We start from the raw sequence: 25,644 nt of genomic DNA on the forward strand, positions 1-25,644 counted from the left end.
GTCGCGACCGGGCGCGTCGTCAGCGCCGGACGTGGCCGTACCGGTGCGTCGTGCGGCTCACGGCCTGCTCGTGCAGCAGCGCGAGGAGCTCGCGCCGACCGCTCGCGACGACGGGGTGGTCGAGGACCGTCACGTCGCCGACGCGGCGCGCCGCGGCGTCGTGCAGACCGGGCGCGGAGCCGACGACGCGGACCCGCCCGCGCACGCGGCCGTCCGCGACGCGCGCGGCGAAGTCCTCGTCGGTCACCTCCGTCGCGCGTGCCGCCCCGGGTGCACCGGGCGCGCGGACGACCACCGCGGGAACGCCCGCGGTGCGCGCGGCGTGCAGCACGCGCTCGACCTCCACGGCCAGGGCGTCGGATCCCACGCGCACGGTGAGGAGCTCGACCGGCCGGTAGCGGAACACGTTCGACTCCGCCTGCAGACCCGAGGGGTCGTGGTCGACCGCGAGCTCCCGCGCCCACCACCGCGCGTCGTCCGCCCTCGCCCACGCGAGCCACGCCTCGGGCGAGACGTCGCGCGCGGGCGGGAGACCGCCGTCGGACGCGTCCTGCGACGACGCGGGGTCGCGCGCGACCTCGTCGTCCCACCGGCCGAGCTGCGCCACGTAGTTCGGCCCGCCCGCCTTGGCCCCCGGTCCGACGGCCGACTGCTTCCAGCCGCCGAACGACTGGCGCTGCACGATCGCGCCCGTGATGTGCCGGTTGACGTACGCGTTGCCCACCTCGACCGCGTCGAGCCAGCGCGCGACCTCGTCGTCGTCGAGGCTGTGGATGCCGCCGGTGAGGCCGAACGGGACGGCGTTCTGCAGCGCGACCGCGTCGTCGAGCGTCGCGGCCGTCATGAGGCCGAGGACGGGCCCGAAGTACTCGGTGAGGTGGAACGCCGACCCGGGCCGCACGCCCTCCTTGAGGCCGGGCGTCCAGAGGCGTCCCGTCCCGTCCTCGCCCGCGTCCAGGCAGCGGGGCTCGACGAGCCACGACTCGCCCTCCTCGAGGGTCGTCAGAGCGCGCAGGAGCTTGCCGGACGCCGGCTCCGTGAGCGGGCCCATGGTCGTCGACAGGTCGGTCGGCGGACCGACGGCGAGCGAGCGCACCGCGTCCACGAGCTGGCGCCGCACGCGCCGGCCGGTCTCGGTGCGCGGGTCGCCGGCGGAACCGACGAGGATCGCGAGCGACGCCGCGGAGCACTTCTGCCCCGCGTGGCCGAACGCCGAGCGCACGAGGTCCGCGACGGCCAGGTCGAGGTCCGCCGAGGGCGTGACGACGAGCGCGTTCTTGCCCGACGTCTCCGCGAGGACGGGACGCCCCGGCTTCCAGCGCGCGAAGAGCTGGGCGGTCTCGATCGAGCCCGTCAGCACGACCCGGGCCACGCCGTCGTGCGTCACGAGGTGGGTGCCGCGCTCGTCGTCGGGCACGCGGACGTACTGCACGACGTCGTCGGTCGTCAGCCCGCCGGCTCGAGGACCCGCCCCGTCGACGAGCCCGGCGGCCGCGAACGCGGCGGGATCGGCCGCGACGGCGTCGCGCAGCCCCGCGTGGATCGCGTCGACCGCGACCTCGAGGCAGCGCGGCGTCGGCGGTGCCGGCTTGGCGATCACCGCGGACCCGGCCGCGAGCGCCGCGAGGACGCCGCCGACCGGGATCGCGACGGGGAAGTTCCACGGCGGGGTGACGAGCGTGACGCCGTCGGGCGTGAACCGGGCCCCCGGGTACGCGCCGGACGCGGGGTCCAGCTCGGCGGCCCGGTCCGCGTAGTAGGCCGCGAAGTCGACGGCCTCGCTCACCTCGGGGTCGGCCTCGGCGACGGTCTTGCCGGGCTCGTGCACCATGGCGACGACGAGGTCGGTGCGCGCCTCCTCGAGGCGTCGTGCGACGGCGCGCAGCGCCGCGGCCCGGGCCGCCGGCGCGACCTTCGCCCACGCGGTGGTCGCCCGCCCGGCACGCGCGACGACGTCGTCGACCTCGGCCGTGGACGCGAGCTCGGGCGTCCGGACGGGCACGTACCCGCTGTCCGGGCCGGTGACGCGCGCCGCCCAGTCGCGGTGCGCGGCGACGGCCGGGTCGGTGTCGGACGCGTTGGCGAACCCCGGGTTGTCACCCGATCCGGCCCCTGACGGCCGCACAAGCCGGGGTTCGGCAGCCGCGGGGTGCCCGGCGGCGGCCGCGGGGTGCCCGACGGCGGACGTCGCCTCCACGCGCGGGCGGCGGCGCGGCGTCACGTCGGTCTCGGCGTAGTGCACCCCGTGGCGCACCGACGCGCGGAACGCGTCCTCCTGGCGCTCCATCGCGCTGCGGCCGTCGCCGGCGAACATCGCGTGGAGGAAGTTCTGCTCGGCCGCGTTCTCCTCGAGGCGCCGCACGAGGTAGGAGATCGCGACGTCGAAGTCCTCGTCGCGCACGACCGGGGTGTAGAGCACGACCCGTCCGCCCCTCCCGGCGTGCGGTCCGGCCTCCACGCGGTCGCGGGCGACCTCGTCGCGGACCGCGCGCGCCTCCCCCGGAGCCATGCCCTGGAGCATCTCGACGTCGAGCGCGTGGCTCACGCCGCGGGCCCTGCCGAGCAGCACGGCGAGCGCGACGTGGAACAGGTTGTGGCTCGCGACCCCGATCCGCACGGCGTCGGTGCGGGGCGCGCGCAGGGCGTGGTCGAGCAGGCGGACGTAGTTCGCGTCGACGTCGGGCTTCGTGGGGTACGGCGCGAGGGGCCATCCGTGGAGCTCGGCCTCGACATGCTCCATCGCGAGGTTCGCGCCCTTGACGAGCCGCACCTTGACGGGCGCCCCGCCCGCCGCGACACGCTCGGTCGCGAACGCGGTCAGCTCGTCGAGCGCTCCGAGAGCGTCCGGAAGGTACGCCTGGAGGACGATCCCGGCCTCGAGGTCGCGGAGCTCGTCGCGACCGAGGATCGCCCGGAAGACCTCCGTGGTCAGCGCGAGGTCGCGGTACTCCTCCATGTCGAGGTTGAGGAAGACGCCGTGGTCGCGCGCGGCCCGGTACAGGGGCAGCAGGCGCTCGACGACGCGGTCGCGCGAGCCGTCGAGGTCCCACGTGACGAGCTGCGACGCGACCGACGACACCTTGACCGACACGTAGTCCACGTCGGGCCGCTCGACGAGCGCGATCGTGCGCTCCAGACGTGCGCGCGCCTCGTCCTCGCCCAGCACCGCCTCGCCCAGGAGGTTGACGTTGAGCGCGTAGCCCTCGGCCCGCGTCCGGGCGAGGTGCGCGCCGAGCCCCTTCCCGGCGTCGGCCACGAGGTGCCCGACGAGCTGGCGCAGGCGGAACCGTGCGGCCGGCACGACGACCGACGGGAGCACGGGTGCCACGCCCGCCCCGACGCGCAGGAGCGTGCGGTCGACCGGGCCGAGGAACGAGCCCGCGCTCCCGGCGAGCTCGCCGAGCCGGGCGAGGGCGCGCGCGGCGACACCGGCGTCCTGCGGGCGCGCGACGTCGTCGACGAACCGGACCGCGAGCTCCAGCCCGGCCGGGTCGGAGACCAGAGCGCCCAGGCGCTCGGCCGTCCGACGCTCGCGGGACTGCGCCCGCGCGTCGCCCGGGCTCTCGCTCGACGCGAGCCAGCGGCGGGCGAGCGCGACGGCCTCGTCGACGAGGGCCTCCGGCGAGGTGATGGTCGTGTCGGCGGCGGCTCCGGGGGTGGGGAGAGGCCGCGTCGTGGCGTCGTCGCTCATCCCTCCAGCGTGCCTCGCCGCGCGCGCCCTGTCTTGTACGATCCGGGACGACATGGCACCCGTTCGCGACAACGCCGACCCGCTCCCGCAGCCCGCGGGCACGGCGACCGCGGACGCGCTCCTCGTGGCGCTCAGCCCGGCGATGGTCGCGCTCATGGACGAGCTGCCCGACACCATGTTCTGCGCGAAGGACGTCACCGGCCGCTACGTCGCGGTCAACCCCGTGTTCGTCGCGCGGACGACCGAGCGCTCGCGCCGCGCCGTCCTCGGCCGGAGGGCCGGAGACCTGTTCGTGCCGCAGCTCGCCGAGCGCTACGAGCAGCAGGACGCCGAGGTGCTGCGCACGGGTCGCCCGCTGCGCGGCGAGCTCGAGCGCATCCGCCGGCTCGGCGGCACGTCGGGCTGGTTCCTCACCGCGAAGCTCCCGGTGCACGACGACGCGGGCCGGCTCGTCGGGCTCGTGTCCGTCTCGCACGACCTCCGGGCCGGTGCGGCCGACGACGAGACCATGGCCTCGCTGTCCGCGCTCGTCGCCGCGGTCGAGGCGGACCTCGGCGCGCGCTGGACGACGGCGCGCCTCGCCGACGCCGCGGGGTGCACCCCGGCGACGCTCGAGCGGCGGGTGCGGCGCGTCTACGGCGTGACCCCGCGCCAGCTCGTGCTGCGCACGCGCGTCGACCGCGCGACCCGGCTCCTCGCCGCGCGCGAGGGCACGATCGCGGAGGTCGCGGCGGCGTCGGGGTTCTACGACCAGCCGTCGTTCACACGGACGTTCGCGCGCCTCACGGGCGAGACGCCCGCGCAGTACCGCCGCCGCACCGCGCGCTGACCCGGCGTCGGGTGGCGAGGGACGGCGTCGGGCACGAAGACTGGTGCCCATGACGACAGGACCCGACACCTCACGACCCGATCTCTCCGGCATCCCCACCGCGGCGCTCCCCGGCGGGGACATCCCGCTCCTCGGCCTCGGCACGTGGCAGTCCGAGGGCGACGACGCCTACCGCTCCGTGCGGCACGCGCTCGACGTGGGCTACCGGCACGTCGACACCGCGACGGGCTACGGCAACGAGTCGCAGGTCGGCCGCGCCCTCGCCGGGTCGTCGGTGGACCGCGCCGACGTGTTCGTCACGACGAAGCTCCCGCCGGACGCGGCGGGCAAGGAGCGCGAGACGCTCGAGGCGTCGCTGCGCGACCTCGGCACCGAGTACGTCGATCTGTGGCTCATCCACTGGCCGCCGTCGGGCGAGGCGTCGCCGTGGGTCTGGGAGCGGTTCGTCGAGCTGCGGAACGAGGGCAAGGTCCGCTCGATCGGGGTGAGCAACTACTCCGTCGAGCAGGTCGACATCCTCTCCGCGCAGGTCGGCGAGACGCCCGCCGTGGACCAGATCCCGTGGAGCCCCGCGGACTACGACCGGAAGGTCGCGTCGGAGCTCACGACGCGCGGCGTGGTGCTCGAGGGGTACAGCCCGTTCAAGCGGACCGACCTCGACGCCCCGGTCCTCGCCGACGTCGCCGCGGCGCACGGTGTCACGCCGACGCAGGTCGTGCTGCGCTGGCACCTCGACCACGGGTTCGTCGTCATCCCGAAGTCCGTCACGCCCGAGCGCATCGAGGCGAACTTCCAGGTCACGGGGTTCTCGCTCTCGCCTGAGGAGCTCGCAGCGGTCGACGCCCTCGGGCAGTGAGCGCGTCCCCTGACCCGACGCGCTGCGTGTCCCCCGCGTCGCGGTAGCGTGGCCCCGGGCTCGGCACACCCCCGCCGCGCCCGGGACCACCTCGAACCGGAGGACCAGTGACGACGACGTCAGCACCCCAGACGACCCTGCCCACCGAGACCGCGGCCCCGCCCGCGCCCGGCCCGCGCGACGACGCACCGCACGCGGGGCGCGTGCCTGGTGCCGGCTCGCCCCTCGCGACCGCGCACGCGCAGCTCGCCGGCGCGGTCGGCTTCCTCGGGTACGACGACGGCCTGCACCAGATGCTCGCGACACCGCGGCGCGAGGTGAACGTGGCCGTCCCCCTGCGCCGCGACGACGGCCGGACGGTCCTCTTCCACGGCTACCGCGTCCAGCACAACGTGTCGCGCGGCCCCGGCAAGGGCGGGCTGCGCTACTCCCCCGGCGTCGACCTCGACGAGGTGCGCGCGCTGGCCATGTGGATGACGTGGAAGTGCGCGCTCGTCGACCTGCCGTACGGCGGCGCCAAGGGGGGCGTGACGATCGACCCGCGCGAGCACTCCGACGCCGAGCTCGAGCGCGTCACGCGCCGCTACACGTCGGAGATCATGCCGGTGATCGGGCCGGAGCGGGACATCATGGCGCCCGACATGGGCACGAACGAGCAGACCATGGCCTGGGTCATGGACACGTACTCGGTGAACCAGGGGTACACGATCCCCGGTGTGGTCACGGGCAAGCCCATCACGGTCGGCGGGTCGCTCGGGCGCACGACGGCGACCTCCGCCGGGGTCGTGCACGTCACGAGCGCGGCGCTCGCCGAGGAGGACGCCGACCTCTCGGAGGTCAGCGTCGCGATCCAGGGCTTCGGGAAGGTCGGGTCGCACGCCGCGGCGATCTTCGCGGCCCGCGGGGCACGCGTCGTCGCCGTGTCGGACCAGTACGGCGCGGTGCACGACCCGGACGGCCTCGACGTGCGCGGCCTGTTCGAGCACGTGGCCGCGACGGGCAGCGTGGTGGGCTTCGAGCGAGGCGCGGCGATCGACAACGACGCGCTCCTGGCGCTCGACGTCGACGTCCTCGTGCCGGCCGCGGTGGGCGGCGTGCTCGACGAGGAGGCCGCCGGGCGCGTCCGCGCGCGGTGGGTCGTCGAGGGCGCCAACGGGCCCACGACCGCCGAGGGCGACCGTGTCCTGGCGAAGAACGGCGTCACCGTGGTGCCGGACGTGCTCGCGAACGCGGGCGGCGTCGTCGTCTCCTACTTCGAGTGGGTCCAGGCCAACCAGGCGTACTGGTGGACCGCGCAGGAGATCGGCGAGAAGCTCGAGCACCGCATGCAGCACGCGTACGACGAGGTGTCGTCGTTCGCGCGGCGCGAGGAGCTGAGCCTGCGCGACGCCGCGCTGGTCATCGGCGTCCAGCGCGTGGCCGAGGCGCACCAGATCCGGGGTCTGTACCCGTAGTCCTCGAGCACGGAGTTCTCCACCACCGAGCACGGGGTTCTCCACCGGATCTCGCGCGTTCCGGTGGCCGACCCCGTGGTCGGCGACCGGTCCTGTCGACGGGCCGGGCCCGGGCGGGGCTCAGCCGCGGCGGCGCACCAGGACCGCGACGAGCGCCGCGACGAGCGCGACCGCCGACGCGACGACGGCCGCCCACGCCACGGTCGTGTCCTCGAGCGGGCCGGTGAACCGCCCGACGGCGACCCAGGCGAGCCCCCACGACATGGCGAGGCCGATCCCGAGGGCGAGCGCGCGACGTCGGGCGGTGAACACCGCCCACGCCACGGACAGCGCCGCGGCCAGCGCGAGGACGACGACGGACCAGCCCGTCGCGCCGAGACCGAGCTCGCCCACCCCCGCGTCCGCCAGCGCGGCGCTCACGTTCGCGAGCGTCGCGACGCTCACCCAGCCGGTGTACAGGCCGATCGTGCCGTCCAGCACGACGGCCTGGCCCGTGCTGTCCGGGGCGCTGCGCACCAGCCGGACGACGAGCACGCTCAGCACCGCGAGCAGGGCGGCGATGACGACGACGCTGCCCGCGAGCGACCCCGCCTGCACGACGCCGATCCACGCCGCGTTGAGCACCATGGACGCGAGGACCCACCAGGCCGTGGCGCGCAGCCGCGCGTTCGTCGCGCGGCGCGGCAGGACCTGGTAGACCGCGAAGACGAAGAGGCCGAGGTAGATCACCGACCAGATGCGGAACGCGGGGTTGTCGGGCGCGACGGGCGTGGCGGTCGCGGACAGCGCTCCCCCGGCGGCGTCCTGGATGGCCTGCCCGCCGAACGCCCCGGAGCCGTAGGCCGCGGCGCCCGCGGCGACGAGCGACCCGACGAGCACCACCACCTGGCGGACGCGGTCCGAGGGCGCTGGCGAGGTGGCGGCGGGCGGGTGTGCGGCGGCGGTCGTCATGCCTCCAGCGTGACATCACTCAGCATGCTGAGCATCTCGGGACGCCTCCCGTCCGGACGGGTCTCCCGCAACGGTCCGGGAACCGCTAGGCTCCGGCGCCAGATCGCCGCACAGGCGCGGCGCACGCGAAAGGCAAGCCCGTGACCACGACCCTGCGCGCAGCGCTCTCGGTCCTCCTCCTCGTCGGCTTCTACGTCCTCGCGCTCGGCGCGGTCGTCGGGCTCGGCGCCGCCACCGTCTGGGCGTTCTCCGAGCACGCCGGAGCCGGGGCGGCCAAGCTCGGCTTCTTCACCGTCGCCGTCGCGGTGGGGCTGGTCGTCGCGCTGTGGCGCGTCGCCCGCGCCGAGAAGCACGACCCGGACGGCACCCTCCTGGCCGAGGCGGACGCACCGGAGCTGTGGGCGACGGTCCGCGAGCTCGCCCAGGTGGCGCAGACGCGCGCGCCCGACGAGATCCGCCTCGTCGCCGACGTCAACGCCGCGGTCAGCGAGGACACGCGGTTCCTCGGGCTCGTCGGCGGCACGCGTCGGCTGTTCCTCGGCGTGCCGCTCCTTCAGGGACTCTCCGCGGCCCAGCTGCGCTCGGTGCTCGCGCACGAGCTCGGCCACTACTCGCGCTCGCACACGCGCCTCGGACCGCTCACGTACCGCGGCCGTCAGGCGATCCTGGCGACGGTGGGCCAGCTCCAGGGCAACCTCGTGGGCTGGCTCCTCAAGCAGTACGCGAAGCTCTACGTCCTCGTCTCGGCCGCGGTGAGCCGCCGCCAGGAGCTCGAGGCCGACGAGCTGTCCGTGCGCGTCGCGGGGCGCGAGACCGCCCAGGCCGCGCTGCGCGAGATCCCGGTGGTCGACGCCGCGTGGGGCTTCTACACGGACCAGTACATCGGGATGGGCTGGGAGCACGGCCTCGCCCCGACCCCGGCGGGCGTCTTCGGCGGGTTCGGCGAGGTCCTGCGCGGACGCGCCGACGACCTGGCGGGGATCCGCGCGAAGGGAGCACCTGCCGAGCAGTCCCCCTGGGACACCCACCCGTCGATCGCCGCGCGCGTCGCCGCCATGGACGCCATGCCCGACGGCGGCGCGGTCGCCACGGACCACCGGCCCGCCACGGCACTCGTCCCCGGCTTCGCCGCCTGGGCCGAGCGCGTCGCACAGGTGGAGATCGCGTTCGGCACGCGTGCACAGCTTCCCTGGGAGGCGCTCGTCGCCGCGGCGATGCCGGTCCACGACCAGCGCACCGCCGACACGCTCTACCGCGCGGTCGGACGCGCGGCCGGGCAGCCGCAGGGCGACCTCGCCACGCTCCTGGCCCTGCTCGCCGCGGGCAGGTCCGACGTCCTCGCCCGCGACCTCGTGCCCAGGGCGCCCGCGGACGAGGCACGCGCCGCGATCCTCGGCGCCGTGCACTCGGCGCTCGACGCCGCCGCGGTGCGGTCGCGCGTCGCCACGTGGCGGCTGTCGTGGACCGGGCCGGCGGCGCTCACGACCCCGGACGGCACGGTCATCGACCTCGCGGAGGTCGCACGGCTCGCCGTCGACCCTGCCACGACGGCGGTGGCCCGCGAGCGGCTGGACGCGCTCGGGATCGACGTCGTGGCGGCGGTCCAGGAGGGCGCCCAGGCCACCGCGCACGGCGGCGACGTCGTCGGCGGCCTCGCGAACGTCAAGGTGGACGGCGCGTACCACGACGTCCTCGTGCTCGACAACGGGCTGATCCTCGTCCCGTGCCCGAAGAAGACCGAGGGCGGCAAGGGCCGGCTCGTCGGGCTCGTGCAGTCGGCCCCCGTGGAACGGCTCGCGGCCGCCCACCGCTTCCTCCCCTACGAGCAGATCGCGTCCGCGGTCGTCCGCAAGGTCACGCCGGTGCGCGTCGACCTCACGCTGCACGACGGCACCGTCGTCGCGCTGCACGAGACCTGGTCCGGCGAGCGGCTGACCAAGGACTCCGACGAGGCGCTCCTCGCGTTCGTCGGGCCGTACGTGCGCGAGGACCAGGCGGACGCCGTCACCGCGGGCTGAGCCCGCGCCGTCGGGCACCGCGCACGGCGGGCGCGGGCGCGAGGACGTCCGGACCCGCCGCCGAGAACGACCTGGCGGTCGTCATCCCGCGGACGACGACCGCCAGGTCGTTCTCGGCGGTGCGGGGGTCAGGCCAGCGGCTGACGGTCCGCCCACGCGGTGAGCGCGGTGCGCGGCCCGGTGAAGAACGGGACCTCCTCGCGCACGTGGCGGCGCGCCTCCGTCGCGCGGAGCTCGCGCATGAGGTCGACGATGCGGTGCAGCTCGTCGGCCTCGAACGCGAGGATCCACTCGTAGTCGCCGAGCGCGAACGACGCGACCGTGTTGGCGCGCACGTCCGGGTAGTCCTTCGCGGCGAGGCCGTGGTCGCGCAGCATCGTGCGGCGCTCGGCGTCGGGCAGCAGGTACCAGTCGTAGGAGCGCACGAACGGGTACACGCTGAGGTAGTCGCGCGGCGCCTCGCCCGCGAGGAACGCCGGGACGTGCCCCCGGTTGAACTCGGCCGGGCGGTGCAGCGCCACGTTCGACCACACGGGCTCGAGGTGGGCGCCGAGCCCGCTCTGGCGCAGGCGCTGGTAGGCACCCTGGACCGACTCGACCGTCGGGCCGTGCCACCACACCATGAGGTCCGCGTCCGAGCGCAGGCCCGCGACGTCGTACCAGCCGCGCACCACCAGGTCACCGTCCGTCGCGGCCGGGTCGTCGCCACCGCCGACGGCGTCCAGCGCCTCGGTGACGAGCGCCGCCCGCTCCTCGGGGTGCGACGGCAGCGGTGCGGCCGTGGCGAAGACCGACCACATCGCGTAGCGGATCGTCGCGTTGATCTCGTCGTGGTCGGCGGGGACGCGCGCGGCGGGCTCGCCGCCGGCGGGAACGGTGCTCATGGGATGCCAGGCTCCTCGTGGGGGTGGGGATGCGCGCTGCGGGACGTGCTCAGGAGTACAGGTCGGTGCTGCACAGCGCCGGGACGCCGCTCGGCTCGCCGTCGCGACGCAGGCAGCAGCCGGGCGCGCACACGGACCGGAACGCGGGCAGCGTACCGACGGTCGCCTCGGCGACGTCCTCGCCGCGCGCGACGGCCGCGCGCTCGAGCAGCAGGTCGACGAGCCCGCGCACGAACGGCTCGCGCGTGCCGACGGTCCCGGCGCGCACGGCCGTCAGGCCGAGGTTCGCTGCCGTCTCCAGCGCCTCGGTGTCGAGGTCGTACGCGACCTCCATGTGGTCCGACACGAAGCCGATCGGCGAGAGCACGACGTCGCGCACGCCGTCGGCCGCGAGCGCCTCGAGGTGGTCGTTGACGTCCGGCTCGAGCCACGGCTGGCTGGGCGGGCCGGAGCGCGAGCAGTAGGCGAGGTCCCAGGCCACCTCGTGGCCCAGACGCTCGGACACCTGCGCGGCGATGACGCGCGCGAGGTCGAGGTGCTGCTCGGAGTACGTCGCGAACGCGATGCGCGACGCCGCCTCCATCGTGTCCGGGATGGAGTGCGTGACGAACACGAGCCGCGCGACTGTGCCGTCGCCGCCCTTCGCGGCGAGCGCCGCGAAGCCGTCGAGCACGGCGTCGACGTTGGCCTGCGCGAAGCCCGGGTGGTTGAAGTACGAGCGGACCTTGTCGAACTGGACACCCGTCGAGCCCTCAGGGCCGAGCTGACCGCGCTTCTCGAGCACCACCGCGAGGTCCTCGCGGTACTGGCGGCAGCCCGAGTACGACGAGTAGGCCGAGGTCACGAGCGCGACGGCACGCTCCGCGCCGAGCGCCTCGAGCTCGGTGATGGCGTCGTCCGTGTACGGCGCCCAGTTGCGGTTGCCCCACACGACCGGCAGGTCGACGCCGCGGCGCGCGAGCTCGTCCTCGAGCGCGGCCTTGAGCGCGAGGTTCTGCTCGTTGATCGGGCTCTTGCCACCGAAGCCGTAGTAGTGCTCGCCGACCTCCTCGAGCCGGGCGTCCGGGATCCCCTTGCCGGCCGTGACGTTGCGCAGGAACGGCACCACGTCCTCGGGCTGGTTCGGCCCGCCGAAGGAGTACAGGAGGAGCGCGTCGTACGGGCGGAGATCGGGCGCCGCGGTCGCGGCGGCATCGGCACGGGGGGAAGTGACGTCGGCGGGGGTGGCAGCGGCGTCCTGGTGGGAGAACGGGGGCATGGTCTCGATCATGGCACCTGGAGCCGGGCCCGCCCGCCGGGAAGCGGACGCGACGGACGTGACATTGACCAGACACCGTGTCACCTTCCGGAACCGGCCCTGTCACCGGCGCCTGCGTCGCGCGCCCCGGGGCGTGGGCGTGCCGGGGCGGGGTCGTGCCGAGCTCCAGGTCGTCCCGAGTTGTGGGCGCGCGGGCCGGACCTACCGTGGGTCGGGTCCGACGGCGACGACGCCGTCGGCGCCGGCCCGCGACGGTGCCTCCCACCGCCGCGTACCCGTCGGGGACCCCGACGGCAGCACGGGCCGACGACGCCGAGAGTCTCGAAGGAGAGCTCATGGACGCACGACGCACCACGATGAGGTCCGGCGCCGCAGGGATCGCCGCGGGCATCGCGCTCGCCGCGGTCCTGCCCCTGGGCGGCGACGGTGACCGCGGAGGCGGCCACGGCCGTCCCGACGACCGCGGCGGGAACGACCGGGCTCGCAACGTCATCTTCATCCAGGGCGACGGCCTCGGGCTGTCGCACCGCGAGGTGATCCGGCTCGCCACCGTCGGCAAGGACGGGCAGCTCGCCATGGACACGCTCGAGCACGCGGGCTGGACGACGACCGACTCCGCCGACCCGGAGGACGCCGTGACCGACTCGGCCGCCGGCGCGACCGCGTTCGCGTCGGGCGTGCGGACGTACAACGGCGCGGTCGGGGTCGACGCCGCCGGGAACCCCGTGCCGACGCTCCTGGAGCGGGCCCGCGAGCGCGGCAAGGCGACCGGTCTCGTCACGACGGCGCAGGTCACCGACGCGACGCCCGCCGCGTTCGGCGCGCACGTGCCCGACCGCGGCGACCAGAGCGAGATCGCGCGCCAGTTCCTCGAGAGCTCGCGGCCGGACGTCATCCTCGGTGGTGGCGAGGACTGGTGGCTGCCCGCGGGCGACCCCGGTGCCTGGCCCGACAACCCGCCGAAGGACCCGACCGAGCAGAGCAAGGGCACCGAGGGTGACCTCGTCGCGCGCGCGCAGCAGCTCGGCTACACGTATGTGAGCGACGCGGAGGGCCTCGACGCGGCGGGTCGGGGCAAGCTCCTCGGCCTGTTCGCCAACGAGGAGATGTTCGAGCAGCGCAACGAGGGCGAGGGCGACCTGTACGAGCCCGAGGTGCCGCTCGTCGACATGACCGCCAAGGCGCTCGACACCCTCTCCCGCGACCGCGACGGGTTCTTCCTCGTGGTCGAGGAGGAGGCCGTGGACGAGTTCGCGCACCGCAGCAACGCGACGCGCACGATCCAGGCGGGGCAGGCGCTCGACGAGACGGTCGCGCTCGCGATCGACTTCGCCGAGAGGAACCGCGGGACGCTCGTGCTCGTCGTCGGCGACCACGCCACCGGCGGCCTCGCCATCGAGAACGTCGACGACGAGGACGAGGGCGGCGAGGGCGCGACGGCCGAGGACGGCCCGTTCGACCTCGCGGGCTCCGACCTGCAGTTCACCGTCGACTGGACGACGGGCGGCCACACGGGCGAGGCGACGCCGCTCACGGCGCAGGGGCCCGGCGCCGAGCGCATGACCGGCGCCCAGCGCAACACCGACGTCCACGACGCGGTCCTGCGGGCGATGCAGGGCAGGGGCCGCGGCTGAGGCTCGTCCCCCTGCTCGGCCGGGCCGACCGTGAGGCGAGCCACCCGCGTCGGCGAGCCCCGCCGTCGGGCACGGCGCGTGGACCTGCCGAGCACGGGCCTGGCGACCGCCGATCACGGGGTTGGCGACCGGATTCTCGTCAGACCGGTCGCCAAACCCGTGCTCGGCAGCCGGCCCGCGGGGCCCGGCATCCGGTCCCCGGGCTGGCGGGCCGGCTGCAGACCGTCCGCGTCAGCCCTTGACCGCTCCCCCGAGGCCCGCGCCCTGGAGGAACATGCGCTGGAAGACGACGAACAGCGCCACCGGGATGAGCGTCGAGATCGCGAGCGACGCGAGGAACACGCCGAGGTCGGTCGTCGCCTCGATGGACGGCAGGCGCACAGACAGCGGCTGGATGTTCGGGTCCTTGAGCACGAGCAGCGGCCAGAGGAAGTCCTTCCAGGCCGCGATGACCGCGAACACGGACACCACGCCGATGATCGGCCGCGACATCGGCAGGACGATCGACCAGAAGAGCCGGTAGGGACCGGCGCCGTCGACGCGCGCGGCTTCGAACACCTCGCGCGGCAGGCTGTCGAAGAAGCGCTGGACGAGCAGCACGTTGAACGCGCTCGCGCCCGCGGGCAGCCAGACCGCCCAGAAGCTGTTGACGAGCGACTGCCCGAGCAGCGGCGGGTCGAGGATCGTCAGGTAGAGCGGGACCAGCAGCACGATCGCCGGGACGAACATCGTCGACAGCACGAGCGCCTGGACGACCTTGCCGTACCGGGGCCGCAGGACCGACAGCGCGTACCCGCCCGTCGTCGCGACGACGATCTGCGACGCCCACGACCCCACGGCGAGCCAGATCGTGTTGAGGAAGTACCGGCTGACCTGGACGTCGTTCCAGGCCTTGTCGAGGTTGTCCCACGCGATGCCGTTCGGGAAGATCGCCATCGGGGTGCGCAGGATGTCCTGCGTCGGGGTCACGGCGAACTTGGCGAGGAGCAGCATCGGCCCCAGGCCCGCGACCACGAGGACGACGAGCAGCAGCACGTGGGTCGATCCCATCCCCCACCGGATGCCCGGACGACGCCAGTCCGCCGCGGACAGCGCCCCGCGGTCCTCGACGCCGTCGAGCGCCCTGCGCCGCCGGACCCGCAGGCGGCGCTGCTCCGCCTCGCGGCGCGAGCGGCTCGCGTCGGCCGCGCGGCGGCCCGCGTCGTCGGGGTCGGCGCCGGTGGTTTCGGGCCCGGGGGATGTCGCGGCGACGACGGAGTCCTGGGAGACCACGCCGATCTCGCTCGGGTTGTCGGTGGGCGAGAGGGTCATGACGTGCTCCAGGACCGGGTGAGCCGGAAGTAGATCAGCGAGAAGACGGCCAGGACGGCCGCGAGCATGAGCGACAGGGCCGTCGCGGCGCCGTAGTCGCCGCCGAGGCTGTTCTGGAAGGCGTAGCGGTAGATGAGCAGCAGCACGGTCAGCGTCGCGTTGTTGGGCCCGCCGCCGGTGAAGAGGTACGGCTCGAGGAAGACCTGCGCGGTGCCGATGATCTGCAGGATGAGCGTGATGAACAGGACGCCGCGCAGCTGCGGCAGCGTCACGTGCCAGATCTTGCGCCACAGCCCCGCGCCGTCGACCTCCGAGGCGTCGTAGAGCTCGGGCGGCACGCTCGTCAGCGCGGCGAGGTAGATGATGATCGTCCCGCCCGCGCCCGCCCACGTGGCCGCGAGCACGAGCGAGGGCATCGCCGTCGACGCGTCCTGCAGCCACGGGTACGGGCCGAGGCCGACCCAGCCGAGGATCGTGTTGAACACGCCCGTCGGGCTGCCGTTGTAGAAGAACTTCCAGAGCAGCACCGCCACGACGGGCGGCACGACGACCGGGAGGTACGCGAGCGCCGAGTACAGGCCGCGCGCGCGGCGCACCTCGCGCATGAGGACCGCCGCCACGAGCGGGATCGGGTAGCCGAACAGCAGCGCGAGGAACGCGAAGTACAGCGTGTTGCGCACCGCCTTCCACAGCAGCGGGTCGGCGAGCACCTGGCGGAAGTTGTCCAGCCCCACGAACGTCGGGTCGCTCACGAGGTTCGTCTCCTGGACGCTCATGACGACCGCACGCACGATGGGGAACCACGAGAAGAGCCCGAAGATCACGAGCAGCGGGAGCAGGAAGACCAGGTTGTGCAGGCCGCCGCCGCGCAGCCACGTCGCGGGGCTGCGACGCCGGCCGGCACGGCCGGCGGGTGGGGCGCTCTCGGTCCGCGCGTGCGTCGCGCGGGGCCGTGGTGGCGGTGCGGTGGTGGCGGTCACGAGGTGTCCTTCGGGTGCGGTGGAGGTGCCCGACGACGGGAGGTGCGTCCCGTCGTCGGGCACCGGCGGGGTGCGGTCCGGCGGGTCAGCCCTGGTCGAGCAGGGCCTGGGCCTCGTCGTTCACGCCCTCCAGGAGCGCGTCGACGTCGGCGTTCTCGTCGGTGAGGACGGCCTGGACCACGGGGTCGAGCAGGGCGTAGATCTCCTGCGTCTTCTGCGACGGCTCGCCGACGAGCGGGAGGTCGAACATCGTGTCGGTGTAGCCCGTCATCTGGTCGAGCGGCACGTTGACGAAGTCCGCGATCCACTCCTGGTTCTGCTCGTACTGCTCCTGGGAGAACATCGGCAGGACGGGCGTGCCCACGGGTTGGTCGTTCGCCACGAGCGTCTCGGCGTCCGCGACGGCGCGGTCCTCGTCGACGAGCTTCGCGAGGTAGAAGAAGTCGATCCACTTGATCGCGGCCGCCTTCTTCTCCTCCGCGACGTCCGCCGGCATCGCGGCGAGCGTGCCGCCCGTGAGCACACCGGCGTCGTCGCCCTCGAGCGGGAGCGCGGCGAGGCCGTACATGGCCGGGTCGATCGCGTTCGTCTGCACGAGCGCGGTGTAGACGTCGGAGCCGGACGTGTACATCGCGACCTGGCCGGCCGCGAACGCCTGGTTCATGGTGCCCCAGTCGAGGAGGAAGTTGCTCCCGAGGGAGTTGTCCTCCCAGCGCATGGCCTGGAGCCACTCGAGGGCTTCCTTCGTGCCGTCGTTCGTGAGGGTCGACGTCGCGGTGCCGTCGTCGGCGACCTCCTGGACGCGGCCACCGCGCGCGTACGAGTTGACGGTGAGCTGCCAGCCGCCCGTGTTGTTCTGCGACATCTGCATGTAGCCCGCGACGCCCGGGTTCGCGGCCGCGATCTTCTTCGCGTACTCGCGGACCTCGTCCCAGGTCGTCGGCGGCTCGTCGGGGTCGAGGCCGGCCGACTCGAACAGCTGGCGGTTGTAGTGCAGGCCGACGCCGTACACGTTCTTCGCGGGGATCGCGTAGACGTGGCCGTCGGAGCCCGTGCCCGCCTCGATGATGGCCGGGTTGAACTTGTCCGCGTAGGGCAGGGTGCGGAACTGCTCGTCGAGGTCCGCGAGCTGGCCGTTCTCGACGAGCGTCTTGGCGTCGGTGAACGGGATCTCGAAGACGTCGGGCAGCGTGCCGCCGGCGAGCTGGGGGGCGAACGTCGTCGCCTTCCACTCGTACTCCTCCGGCACGACGTCGATGTCCGGGTTCGCGGCCTCGAACTCCTCGACCTGCGCGTTGAAGGCGTCGATCGCCTCCTGCTCGGAACCCGGCAGGAGGGAGACCACCTTGAGGGTGACCTGCCCGTCCCCGTCGGTGCCCTCGTCGCCGTCCGTGTCGCCCGAGCCGCTGCTCGAGCACGCGGCGAGCGTGCTGATCGCGAGCGCCCCTGCGAGGGTGAGGGCGATCGCCTGACGTGTGGACTTCATCGTCACTCCTGTGTCCGGTGGTGCTGGGTGTGCTGGGTGTGCTGCGCGGGTGGGTGTGGTGCTGGTGCGGTGGCACCCCGCCGGGGCCGGGTGCTCAGAGCCGGAGCCACGCCGCGGTGTCGGTCACGAGCCGGGCGGGTGCGTCGTCGCCCCCGTCCGGATCGCTGCGGAGGAGGACGTGCGCGCCGGCGGGCAGCGGCACGTCCTCGGTGCCGAGGTTGACGACGCACGCGACGTCACCCCGGGAGAAGGCGAGCACGTCGTCGCCGAGCACGACGCCACCGAGGGTGTCGAGCCAGCGGAACGTCTCGCCGTGCAGCGCGCGCTCGGCCCGGCGGGCCGCGAGCACGCGACGGTAGAGGGAGAGCATCGACGCGTCGTCGTGCTCCTGGGCCTCGACGGACGCCTCGCCCCAGCCGACGGGCTGGGGCAGCCAGGCCGGGGCGCCGCCGTCGGGCCCGAACCCGAACGTGGTCCCGCGGCGCGTCCACGGGAGCGGGACGCGGCAGCCGTCGCGGCCGGGGTCGACGCCGTCCGAGCGGAAGTGCATCGGGTCCTGGATCGTGTCGAGCGGGAGGTCCTCGACCTCCGGCAGGCCGAGCTCGTCACCCTGGTAGACGTAGAGCGAGCCGGGCAGCGCGGCGGTGAGCAGGGCCGCAGCCCGTGCCCGACGGCGCCCGGTCGCCAGGTCCGTCGGCGTCCCGAAGCGCTTGCTGAGGAAGGCGAACGAGCTGTCCTCGCGCCCGTAGCGCGTCACGGGTCGGGTGACGTCGTGGTTGGAGAGCACCCACGTCGCCGGTGCGGAGACGGGCGCGTGGGCGTCGAGCGTCGTCTGGACCGACTCGCGCAGCGCCTTGGCGTCCCACGGGCGGGCCATGAAGTCGAAGTTGAACGCCGTGTGCATCTCGTCGGGGCGCAGGTACTGCGCGAAGCGCGCCCGGTCCGCGAGCCACACCTCGCCGATGAGCACGCGCGGCTCGTCGTAGGACTGCGCGACCGCGCGCCACGCACGGTAGATGTCGTGGAGCTCGTCGCGGTCGACGTGCGGGTGCTCGCCCGGCGCGGTGTGGGCGGGGACGACGACGGGCAGCGCCGGGTCCTTGACGAGCTGCGCGGCCGAGTCGATGCGGATGCCCGCGGCGCCACGGTCGAACCAGAAGCGCAGGATCTCCTCGTGCTCGCGGCGCACGTCGGGGTGGTTCCAGTTGAGGTCGGGCTGTTCGGGGGCGAACACGTGCAGGTACCACTCGCCGGGCGTGCCGTCGGGGTTCGTCGTGCGGGTCCAGGTCGAGCCCTGGAACTCGGAGACCCAGTGCGTGGGGATCCCCGCCCCGTCCTCGCCCCGGCCGGGGTGGAACCAGAACCGCTCGCGCTCCGGCGAGCCGGGCCCGGCGGCGAGGGCGGCCCGGAACCACTCGTGCTCGGCGGAGACGTGGTTGGGGACGACGTCGACGATCGTGCGGATCCCGAGCCCGCGCGCCTCGGCGATGAGCTGCTCGGCCTCCGCGAGGGTGCCGAACTGCGGGTCGATCGCGCGGTAGTCCGCGACGTCGTACCCACCGTCGGCGAGCGGCGAGACGTACCAGGGCGTGAACCAGATCGCGTCGACACCGAGGTCGCGCAGGTACGGCAGGCGGCTCCGGACCCCCGCGAGGTCGCCCGTCCCGTCACCGTTCCCGTCCGCGAAGCTGCGCACGTAGACCTGGTAGATGACCGCGCTGCGCCACCACTCCTGGCCGGGCTGATCCATGCTCACCGGGTCCTCTCCTCCTGGTCGGCGCTCCCGCGTCCGTGCGGGTGCCGTGCTGCGTGCCGCCGTCCGCCGGTCTCCCGGCGTCGGACGACCGTCGTCCGCGGGGCGGTGACTGCGTCGTCGAGGCCGACAGTAACTAGACGACAAGATCAACGCAAGAACCAAACAGCCTTGTTATCGAAATGCGATCTCTCGACGTCGAGAGGGCTACGGGTCCGGGCGGTGCGCTCCGCTCCGCTCCTCCGGAACGAAGCGCAGCGTGCCGAACCCCGGGTTACGCGCCCTTCCCGACGCTGAGCGCGACACGACCCGGGGTTCGCGAGGGAGCCCGTACCACCGGACGGGGCGCACGGGTCGACGACGAGGCGTCCGGTCCGCGACCGGTCGCCTCGTGCGTGGGGGTACGGGGAGAGCGCCGGCGCGCTACGGCGCGATCGGCTCGCGGCCGGTCGAGCGCGCGGCCGCGGTCGACCGGCGCACCACGAGCTCCGGCTCGAACAGCAGCTCGTCGCGGGACACGTCGGCGCCGGCGATCATGCTCGCGAGCAGGTCCACCGCAGCGCGGCCCATCGGCTCGATGGGCTGGCGCACCGTGGTCAGCGCCGGGTCGGTCGAGTTCATGAGGTTCGAGTCGTCGTAGCCCACGACCGACACGTCGGTCGGCACGTCGAGCCCCGCGCGGCGCACGGCACGGATCGCACCGAGCGCCAACGGGTCGCTCGCGCACACGATCGCCGTCGCGCCGGACTCGAGCAGCCGGTTCGCCGCCGCCTGCCCGCTCTCGAGCGAGTACTGGCTGTGCACGACGAGCGTCGGGTCGAGGAGGAACCCGTTGCGCTCGGCGAACGACTGCGCGGCCGCGAGCTTGCGCTCCGACGGCACGTGGTCCGCCGGCCCGAGCAGCAGCCCGACGCGCTCGTGGCCGAGGGAGAACACGTGCCCCAGCGCCTGGTTCATGGCCACGAGGTCGTCGCACGAGACGCGCGGGAAGTCGAGGTCCTCGATCGACGCGTTCATGAGCACGACGGGCAGGCCGAGCGTCTCGAGCCGGCGGAAGTGCGCGTGGTCGGCCTGACGCTCGGCGTAGAACCCGCCGGCGAAGATGACGCCTGAGACGTGCTGCCCGAGGAGCAGGTCGATGTACTCGGCCTCGGTGACGCCGCCCGCGGTGCGCGTGCACAGCACGGGCGTGAACCCCTGCTGGGCCAGCGCACCCCCGATGACCTCGGCGAACGCCGGGAAGATGGGGTTGACGAGCTCCGGGAGCACGAGCCCGACCAGTCGGCCGCGCTCGCCGCGCAGCTTGGTCGGTCGCTCGTAGCCGAGCACGTCGAGCGCGGTGAGCACCGCGTCGCGCGTGGCCTGCGAGACCCCCGGCTTGCCGTTGAGGACGCGGCTCACCGTGGCCTCGCTGACCCCGACCTTGGTGGCGACCTCCGCGAGACGTCTCGACATGTCGCCGACTATACGCCGGTACGCAAACCGCTTGCGTGAACGACCGCGCAGTGACGCATTCTTGCGCGGTCGTCGTCGGTGTCGCGCGCCGGGCCGTGTCGGAAACCGTGCCGAACCCCGGTGTGTGCGGCACGAACCGCCCTGATCGGCCCACAACCCGGGGTTCGGCCGACCCGCGGTTTCGCCGGGTCCGGAGGGTCCGGCTACGCTCGTTCAGTGTCCTTCCAAATGTCGCACGGGGTGGTGCCGCGTCCGGTCTCGACGGCCCCGGCGCCCGGCCGCACGGTCCTCGCCTCCGGCAGCGTCGTCGTGCACGACCCCTCGCTGCGGCCCGCGGCCCGGTGGTGGCGGCGTGTCACGCAGGACGCGTTCGACCTCGACCTGGTCCCCCGGCCCGACGGCGCGGGGACACCGGACCCGGACGGCACCACCGCGGTGGTGCGGTTCGCGGTCGACGACGACCTGCCGCCGTCGGGCTACCGGCTCACGGTGGACGACGCCGGCGTGCGGGTCGACGCCGCCGACCTCGACGGCGCGCACGCCGCCGCGCAGACGCTCCGCCAGCTCGCGGGCCCGGACGCCTTCCGCCGCGCCGTCGTCCACCCGGAGGTGCTCGAGCTCCCGCACGTCACGATCACCGACCACCCGCGCTTCGCGTGGCGCGGGGTGCTGCTCGACGTCGCGCGGCACTTCCTGCCGAAAGCCGCCGTCCTGCGCTTCGTCGACCTGGCGGCGATGCACAAGCTCAACGTGGTGCAGCTCCACCTCACGGACGACCAGGGCTGGCGCCTGGAGATCGGCCGCTACCCGCGGCTCACGGAGGTCGGAGGGTGGCGGCGCGAGTCGGGCGTCGGGACGTGGCGCGCAGGGGTCTTCGACGGCCGACCGCACGGCGGGTCCTACACGCAGGACGACCTGCGCGAGATCGTCGCGTACGCCCGCGAGCGCGGCGTCACCGTCGTCCCGGAGATCGACGTGCCCGGTCACGTCGAGGCCGCCGTCGCCGCGTACCCGGAGCTCGGGACGCGCAAGCAGCCGCACGAGGTCCGTACGACGTGGGGGGTGAGCACCGAGGTGCTCGACCCGTCGGAGGAGTCGCTGGCGTTCTTCCGGCACGTGCTGGACGAGGTCCTCGACGTGTTCGACGCCCCGTTCGTCGCGCTCGGCGGCGACGAGGTCCCCACGACCCTGTGGCGCGAGAACCCGGCGATCGTCGCGCGCGCCGCAGCGCTCGGGCTGGACGACGTCGCCGACCTGCACGGCTGGTTCCTCGCGCGCCTCGCGGAGCACGTCGCGTCGCGCGGCCGCCGCGCGGTCGTGTGGGACGAGGCATTCGGCCCTGCTCTCCCCCGCGACGTCGTCGTGACGTCGTGGCGCGGCTGGGCGGTCGGGGCGGACGCGCTCGCGGCGGGCCACGACGTCGTCATGGCGCCCGAGCAGGTCGTGTACCTCGACCACCGCGAGGGCGACGGCCCCGACGAACCGATCCCCGTCGGCTTCCTGCGCACCCTGGAGGACGTCTACGCGTTCGAGCCGCTCCCCGCGGGCCTGCCCGCCGGACCGGGCACGCTGCTCGGCGGACAGGCGCAGGTGTGGAGCGAGCACCTCGACTCGGTCCGCCGCGTCGACTACGCGGCGTTCCCGCGCCTCGCGGCGTTCGCCGAGGTCCTGTGGTCCCCGGCCGTCGACCGGACGGTCGGGTCCGACGCCTCGCGCGCGTTCCGCCGGCGCCTGGAGACGCACCACCTGCCACGGCTCGACGCGTACGGCGTGGAGTACCGACCGCTCGACGGTCCGCGCCCGTGGCAGACGCGACCGGGTGTGCACGGCTGGCCGCGTGATCTCGAGGCCGAGCTCGCCGCGGGCGGGCTCCGCGGCGTCGGCGGCTGGGTCGAGGACCGCGACGAGGACGCGGGAGGCCCGGCGTGAGCCGGGCGTCGGGTCCCGCGGCCGCGGTCGGCGCGCCGCTCGTCGTGCGCGGCGCCCGCCTCCCGGCGGTCGACGGCGGGTTCTCCGGACCCGTCGACCTGGCGCTGGCCGGAGGTCGCGTCCGGTCCGTCGCACCGGCCGGCCGCGCGGCGGCCGTGACCGACGGCGCGCGCACCCTCGACGCCGACGGGCGGCTCGCGCTCCCCGGGTTCCTCGACGCCCACGTGCACGGCGCGGCGGCGGTCCTCGACGACGACGTCCAGCGCGCGATGCTGCGCCAGGGGGTCACGGGGATCGTGGTCGGCCAGGACGGTGTCGGCCCCGCGCCCTCGCCGCCGGACGCCGCGTACGACGCCCACCGCTGGGCCGGCGCGTACTTCGCGGCGATCGACGGCGAGCACCCGACGTTCCCCGGCGGGTCGGTGGCCGAGCTCCTCGCCACGTACGACGGCACGACCCGGGTGAACGTCGGGTACCTCGCGCCGCACGGCACGATCCGGTACGCCGTCCTGGGGCCCGAGGCGCGCGCCGCGACACCCGCCGAGCTCGACCGCATGGTCGCGCTGCTCGGCGCGGCCCTCGACGACGGCGCCCTCGGGATGTCGACCGGCCTCGAGTACGTCCCGGCCGCCTCTGCCGACGAGGACGAGCTCGTCGCGCTCGCCCGCGTCGTCGCGGCGCGCGGGCTGCCGCACGTGTCCCACATGCGCGGGTACGAGGACCGGGCCGGACCGGCGTTCGCCGAGCTCGTGCGCATCGCGCACGCGGCGGGCGTCGCGACGCACGTGTCGCACTACCACGGCCCCGCCGACGAGCTCCTCGGCTACGTCGACGACGCGCGTGCGGCCGGGCTCGACGTCACGTTCGACTCCTACCCCTACCTGCGGGGATGCTCGATCCTGTCCATGGTGTCGCTGCCGACGTGGCTCCCCATCGCCGACCCCGACGCGACCGTCGCGGCCCTGCGTGACCCGGCCGTCCTGGACCGCCTCCACCGCGAGCACTTCCCGGGCCTGGTGGACCTGTGGCCGCGCGTGACGATGGCCGCCGTCCCCACCGGGGCCGCGGAGGATCTCGCCTGGACCGAGGGACTCGCCCTGCCCGACGTCGCGGCCCGGCTCGGCCTCTCCCCCGCCGACGCCGCGGTCCGGCTCCTCGTCGCCACGCGCCTGCGCGCGAGCTGCGTGTTCGCCCAGCCGCCGACGAACTCCCCCGAGTCGGTGCGCGCCCTCCTGCGGCACCCGGCCCACGTCGGCGGGTCGGACGCGATCTACGCGCCGCTCGGCGGCGGGGGTCGCCCGCACCCGCGCGGCTGGGGCGCCTTCGCGCGCTTCCTCGCCGAGCACGTGCGTACGCTCGGGGACTGGACGTGGCACGACGCGGCGACGCACCTGTCCGACGGCCCCGCGCGACGCTTCGGTCTCGCGGACCGCGGGACCCTGGCGCCGGGCGCGGTCGCGGACGTCGCGCTCGTCGACCCGGACCGGGTGCAGGACGAGGCGACGTACGAGCGGCCGCGCGTCCCGGCGTCGGGCGTCGACGACGTGCTCGTGGCGGGCGTGCCCGTCCTGGTGGATGGTGCTCTGACGGACGCGACCCCAGGACGGCCGCTGCGTCCGGGCCGGCGCCCGGGCTCGGGTCCGGGCCGAGCCGTCCACGACCGCGAAGCCGAGCAGAGGAGCACCGCATGACCACCGGAACCCCCGCACCGGGCGACCTGCGCGCGTGGGCGGGCGACGTCGTCGGGCCGCGGACCAAGGGCTTGCGGCTCGACGCGCCGGCCACGGTCGCCGAGGTGCTCACGCCCGTGACCGCCGCCGACTCCGGCAGCAGTGCACCGCGCGGCCCCCGCATCACGGACGACCGCTTCTCGTGGCCGCTCCTCACGCTCGACGACGCGGCGCTCGACCACAACGTCGGCCTCGTGGCGCGCCTGTGCGCGGAGCGCGGCGTCGAGCACGCGCCGCACGTGAAGACGGCGATGTCCCGCGCACTGTACGCGCGCCAGGTCGCGGCGGGCGCCTGGGGCGCGACGGTGGCGACGCCGGGACAGCTCCGGACCGTGCGCGACTGGGGCAGCGAGCGCGTCTTCCTCGCGAACGAGCTCGTCGACCCGCGCGAGCTCGCGTGGCTGCGCCACGAGCTCGAGACGGTCGGCTCGCTCGAGGTGTGGCTGTACGTCGACTCGACCCGCGGCGTCGACCTCCTCGCGCGCGCGTTCGCGGGCGCGGACGCCGAGGTCCTCTCGCGTCTCGGCGTGCTCGTCGAGATCGGCGTCGCCGGTGGCCGCACCGGTGTGCGCAACGACGTCGAGGCGCTCGACGTGGCGCGTGCCGTGCACGCCACCGGGCTGCGCCTGCTCGGCGCCGCGGGCTACGAGGGCTCCGTCGCCGGCGGCACGAGCGCCGAGCAGCTCGACGCCGTCGCCGCGTGGTGCCGCCACCTGCGGGAGGTCGGGACCGCGCTCGTGCGCGCCGGGCTGGCAGGGATCGACGAGCCGCTCGTGCTGTCGGCGGGCGGCAGCTCGTTCCTCGACGTCGTGCTCGCCGAGCTGCCCGGTCCGCTCTCGTCCGCCGAGGCCGGCGGCGGGACCGACGAGGCAGGCGTCTCCGAACGCGACGTGCGCGTCGTCGTGCGCTCGGGCGCCTACGTCACCCACGACCACGGGTTCTGCGCGCGCATGGACCCGTGGAGCCGCATCCCCGGGGCCGAGCCACTGCACGCCGCGGCGACGGTCTGGGGGCAGGTGCTCTCCGTGCCGGAACCGGGCCTCGTGATCTGCGGCGTCGGGCGCCGGGACGTGTCGTTCGATATCGACCTGCCCGTCGCTCTCGTGCTGCGCTCGCTCGGCGACGACGGCGAGCTGCGGCCCGCGCGCGACCTCGCCGGTGCGCAGGTCACCGCGCTCAACGACCAGCACCTGTACCTGACGCTCGACCCGTCCGTGGACTCGCCCGCGACGGCGCACGTGCGGCCGGGCGACGTGATCGGGTTCGGCATCTCCCACCCGTGCACGACGCTCGACCGCTGGCACGTCGCCGCCGTCGTGCGCGGCGACGAGGTCGTCGACCTCGTCACGACCGACTTCTGACCGACTTCCGACCGACTTCCGACCGAGGCGGGCCCGGCACCCGGGCCGTCGCGCCCCCGCACCC

Annotated in this window: 17 protein-coding genes; 8 read left to right on the forward strand and 9 right to left on the reverse strand. The window is 74.6% G+C overall.

Annotated elements, in window-relative coordinates; genetic code table 11:
• Window positions 1-19 precede the first annotated feature (19 nt).
• The gene (locus tag V5D56_RS18605; protein ID WP_435736748.1) at window positions 20-3,691 is read right to left on the reverse strand and encodes a proline dehydrogenase family protein; all 3,672 of its coding nucleotides are present in this window, start codon (window positions 3,689-3,691) and stop codon (window positions 20-22) included.
• A 52-nt stretch (window positions 3,692-3,743) separates the two neighbouring features.
• Here V5D56_RS18605 and V5D56_RS18610 point away from each other — a divergent pair, with 52 nt between their 5' ends.
• The 3 genes from V5D56_RS18610 to V5D56_RS18620 all read left to right on the forward strand — a co-directional run bounded on the left by V5D56_RS18610 (window position 3,744) and on the right by V5D56_RS18620 (window position 6,830).
• Window positions 3,744-4,520, forward strand: coding sequence for a helix-turn-helix domain-containing protein (locus tag V5D56_RS18610; RefSeq protein WP_435736749.1), 777 nt, complete (start codon window positions 3,744-3,746; stop codon window positions 4,518-4,520).
• 49 nt (window positions 4,521-4,569) lie between these two features.
• Entirely contained in the window at window positions 4,570-5,376 is an 807-nt protein-coding gene (locus V5D56_RS18615; protein ID WP_435736750.1) for an aldo/keto reductase, read from the forward strand.
• Between the two features lie 107 nt (window positions 5,377-5,483).
• The gene (locus tag V5D56_RS18620) at window positions 5,484-6,830 is read left to right on the forward strand and encodes a Glu/Leu/Phe/Val family dehydrogenase (RefSeq protein WP_435736751.1); all 1,347 of its coding nucleotides are present in this window, start codon (window positions 5,484-5,486) and stop codon (window positions 6,828-6,830) included.
• Between the two features lie 120 nt (window positions 6,831-6,950).
• Here the strand turns inward: V5D56_RS18620 and V5D56_RS18625 are convergent, their stop codons facing one another.
• The gene (locus V5D56_RS18625) at window positions 6,951-7,781 is read right to left on the reverse strand and encodes a tryptophan-rich sensory protein (protein ID WP_435736752.1); all 831 of its coding nucleotides are present in this window, start codon (window positions 7,779-7,781) and stop codon (window positions 6,951-6,953) included.
• A 140-nt stretch (window positions 7,782-7,921) separates the two neighbouring features.
• On the opposite strand from V5D56_RS18625, the gene V5D56_RS18630 reads away from it, so the two are divergent.
• Window positions 7,922-9,799, forward strand: coding sequence for a M48 family metallopeptidase (locus V5D56_RS18630; RefSeq protein WP_435736753.1), 1,878 nt, complete (start codon window positions 7,922-7,924; stop codon window positions 9,797-9,799).
• A gap of 128 nt (window positions 9,800-9,927) precedes the next feature.
• On the opposite strand, the gene hemQ is transcribed toward V5D56_RS18630, so the two are convergent.
• Together hemQ and V5D56_RS18640 are read right to left on the reverse strand one after the other, a co-directional pair.
• Window positions 9,928-10,683 carry a hydrogen peroxide-dependent heme synthase gene (hemQ, locus tag V5D56_RS18635; RefSeq protein ID WP_435736754.1) on the reverse strand — a complete coding sequence of 252 codons (756 nt, stop codon included), beginning with the start codon at window positions 10,681-10,683 and terminating at the stop codon, window positions 9,928-9,930.
• 49 nt (window positions 10,684-10,732) lie between these two features.
• Window positions 10,733-11,941 (reverse strand): ferrochelatase, encoded by a 1,209-nt coding sequence (locus V5D56_RS18640; RefSeq protein WP_435736755.1) that lies wholly within the window; start codon window positions 11,939-11,941, stop codon window positions 10,733-10,735.
• 335 nt (window positions 11,942-12,276) lie between these two features.
• Between V5D56_RS18640 and V5D56_RS18645 the strand changes: the two genes are divergently transcribed.
• Window positions 12,277-13,575 carry an alkaline phosphatase gene (locus tag V5D56_RS18645; protein ID WP_435736756.1) on the forward strand — a complete coding sequence of 433 codons (1,299 nt, stop codon included), beginning with the start codon at window positions 12,277-12,279 and terminating at the stop codon, window positions 13,573-13,575.
• A 231-nt stretch (window positions 13,576-13,806) separates the two neighbouring features.
• Here the strand turns inward: V5D56_RS18645 and V5D56_RS18650 are convergent, their stop codons facing one another.
• From V5D56_RS18650 to V5D56_RS18670, 5 genes are all read right to left on the reverse strand, one after another.
• Window positions 13,807-14,886, reverse strand: coding sequence for a carbohydrate ABC transporter permease (locus V5D56_RS18650; RefSeq protein ID WP_435736757.1), 1,080 nt, complete (start codon window positions 14,884-14,886; stop codon window positions 13,807-13,809).
• Window positions 14,883-15,866: a carbohydrate ABC transporter permease gene (locus V5D56_RS18655; RefSeq protein ID WP_435736758.1), complete on the reverse strand. Its 984-nt coding sequence runs from the start codon at window positions 15,864-15,866 to the stop codon at window positions 14,883-14,885. Before V5D56_RS18655 ends, V5D56_RS18650 begins: the two co-directional genes overlap by 4 nt.
• An 85-nt stretch (window positions 15,867-15,951) precedes the next feature.
• Window positions 15,952-17,352: an ABC transporter substrate-binding protein gene (locus V5D56_RS18660; protein WP_435736759.1), complete on the reverse strand. Its 1,401-nt coding sequence runs from the start codon at window positions 17,350-17,352 to the stop codon at window positions 15,952-15,954.
• Between the two features lie 94 nt (window positions 17,353-17,446).
• Complete coding sequence (locus V5D56_RS18665; RefSeq protein ID WP_435739079.1) at window positions 17,447-19,102, reverse strand: glycoside hydrolase family 13 protein; 1,656 nt, start codon at window positions 19,100-19,102, stop codon at window positions 17,447-17,449.
• Window positions 19,103-19,528: 426 nt separating this feature from the next.
• Window positions 19,529-20,560: a LacI family DNA-binding transcriptional regulator gene (locus V5D56_RS18670; protein WP_435736760.1), complete on the reverse strand. Its 1,032-nt coding sequence runs from the start codon at window positions 20,558-20,560 to the stop codon at window positions 19,529-19,531.
• Window positions 20,561-20,776: 216 nt separating this feature from the next.
• Here V5D56_RS18670 and V5D56_RS18675 point away from each other — a divergent pair, with 216 nt between their 5' ends.
• Genes V5D56_RS18675 through V5D56_RS18685 form a run of 3 tightly spaced genes read left to right on the forward strand, consistent with a single transcriptional unit; the run spans window position 20,777 to window position 25,580 of the window.
• A complete protein-coding gene (locus V5D56_RS18675) occupies window positions 20,777-22,489 on the forward strand; it encodes a beta-N-acetylhexosaminidase (protein ID WP_435736761.1) in 1,713 nt (570 codons plus the stop codon).
• On the forward strand, window positions 22,486-24,180 hold the full coding sequence (locus V5D56_RS18680; RefSeq protein WP_435736762.1) for an N-acyl-D-amino-acid deacylase family protein: 1,695 nt from the start codon (window positions 22,486-22,488) through the stop codon (window positions 24,178-24,180). Before V5D56_RS18675 ends, V5D56_RS18680 begins: the two co-directional genes overlap by 4 nt.
• A complete protein-coding gene (locus tag V5D56_RS18685; RefSeq protein WP_435736763.1) occupies window positions 24,177-25,580 on the forward strand; it encodes an alanine racemase in 1,404 nt (467 codons plus the stop codon). Before V5D56_RS18680 ends, V5D56_RS18685 begins: the two co-directional genes overlap by 4 nt.
• Window positions 25,581-25,644: the final 64 nt, after the last annotated feature.

The organism is Cellulosimicrobium sp. PMB13 (genome assembly GCF_051294865.1).
Lineage (GTDB): Bacteria > Actinomycetota > Actinomycetes > Actinomycetales > Cellulomonadaceae > Cellulosimicrobium.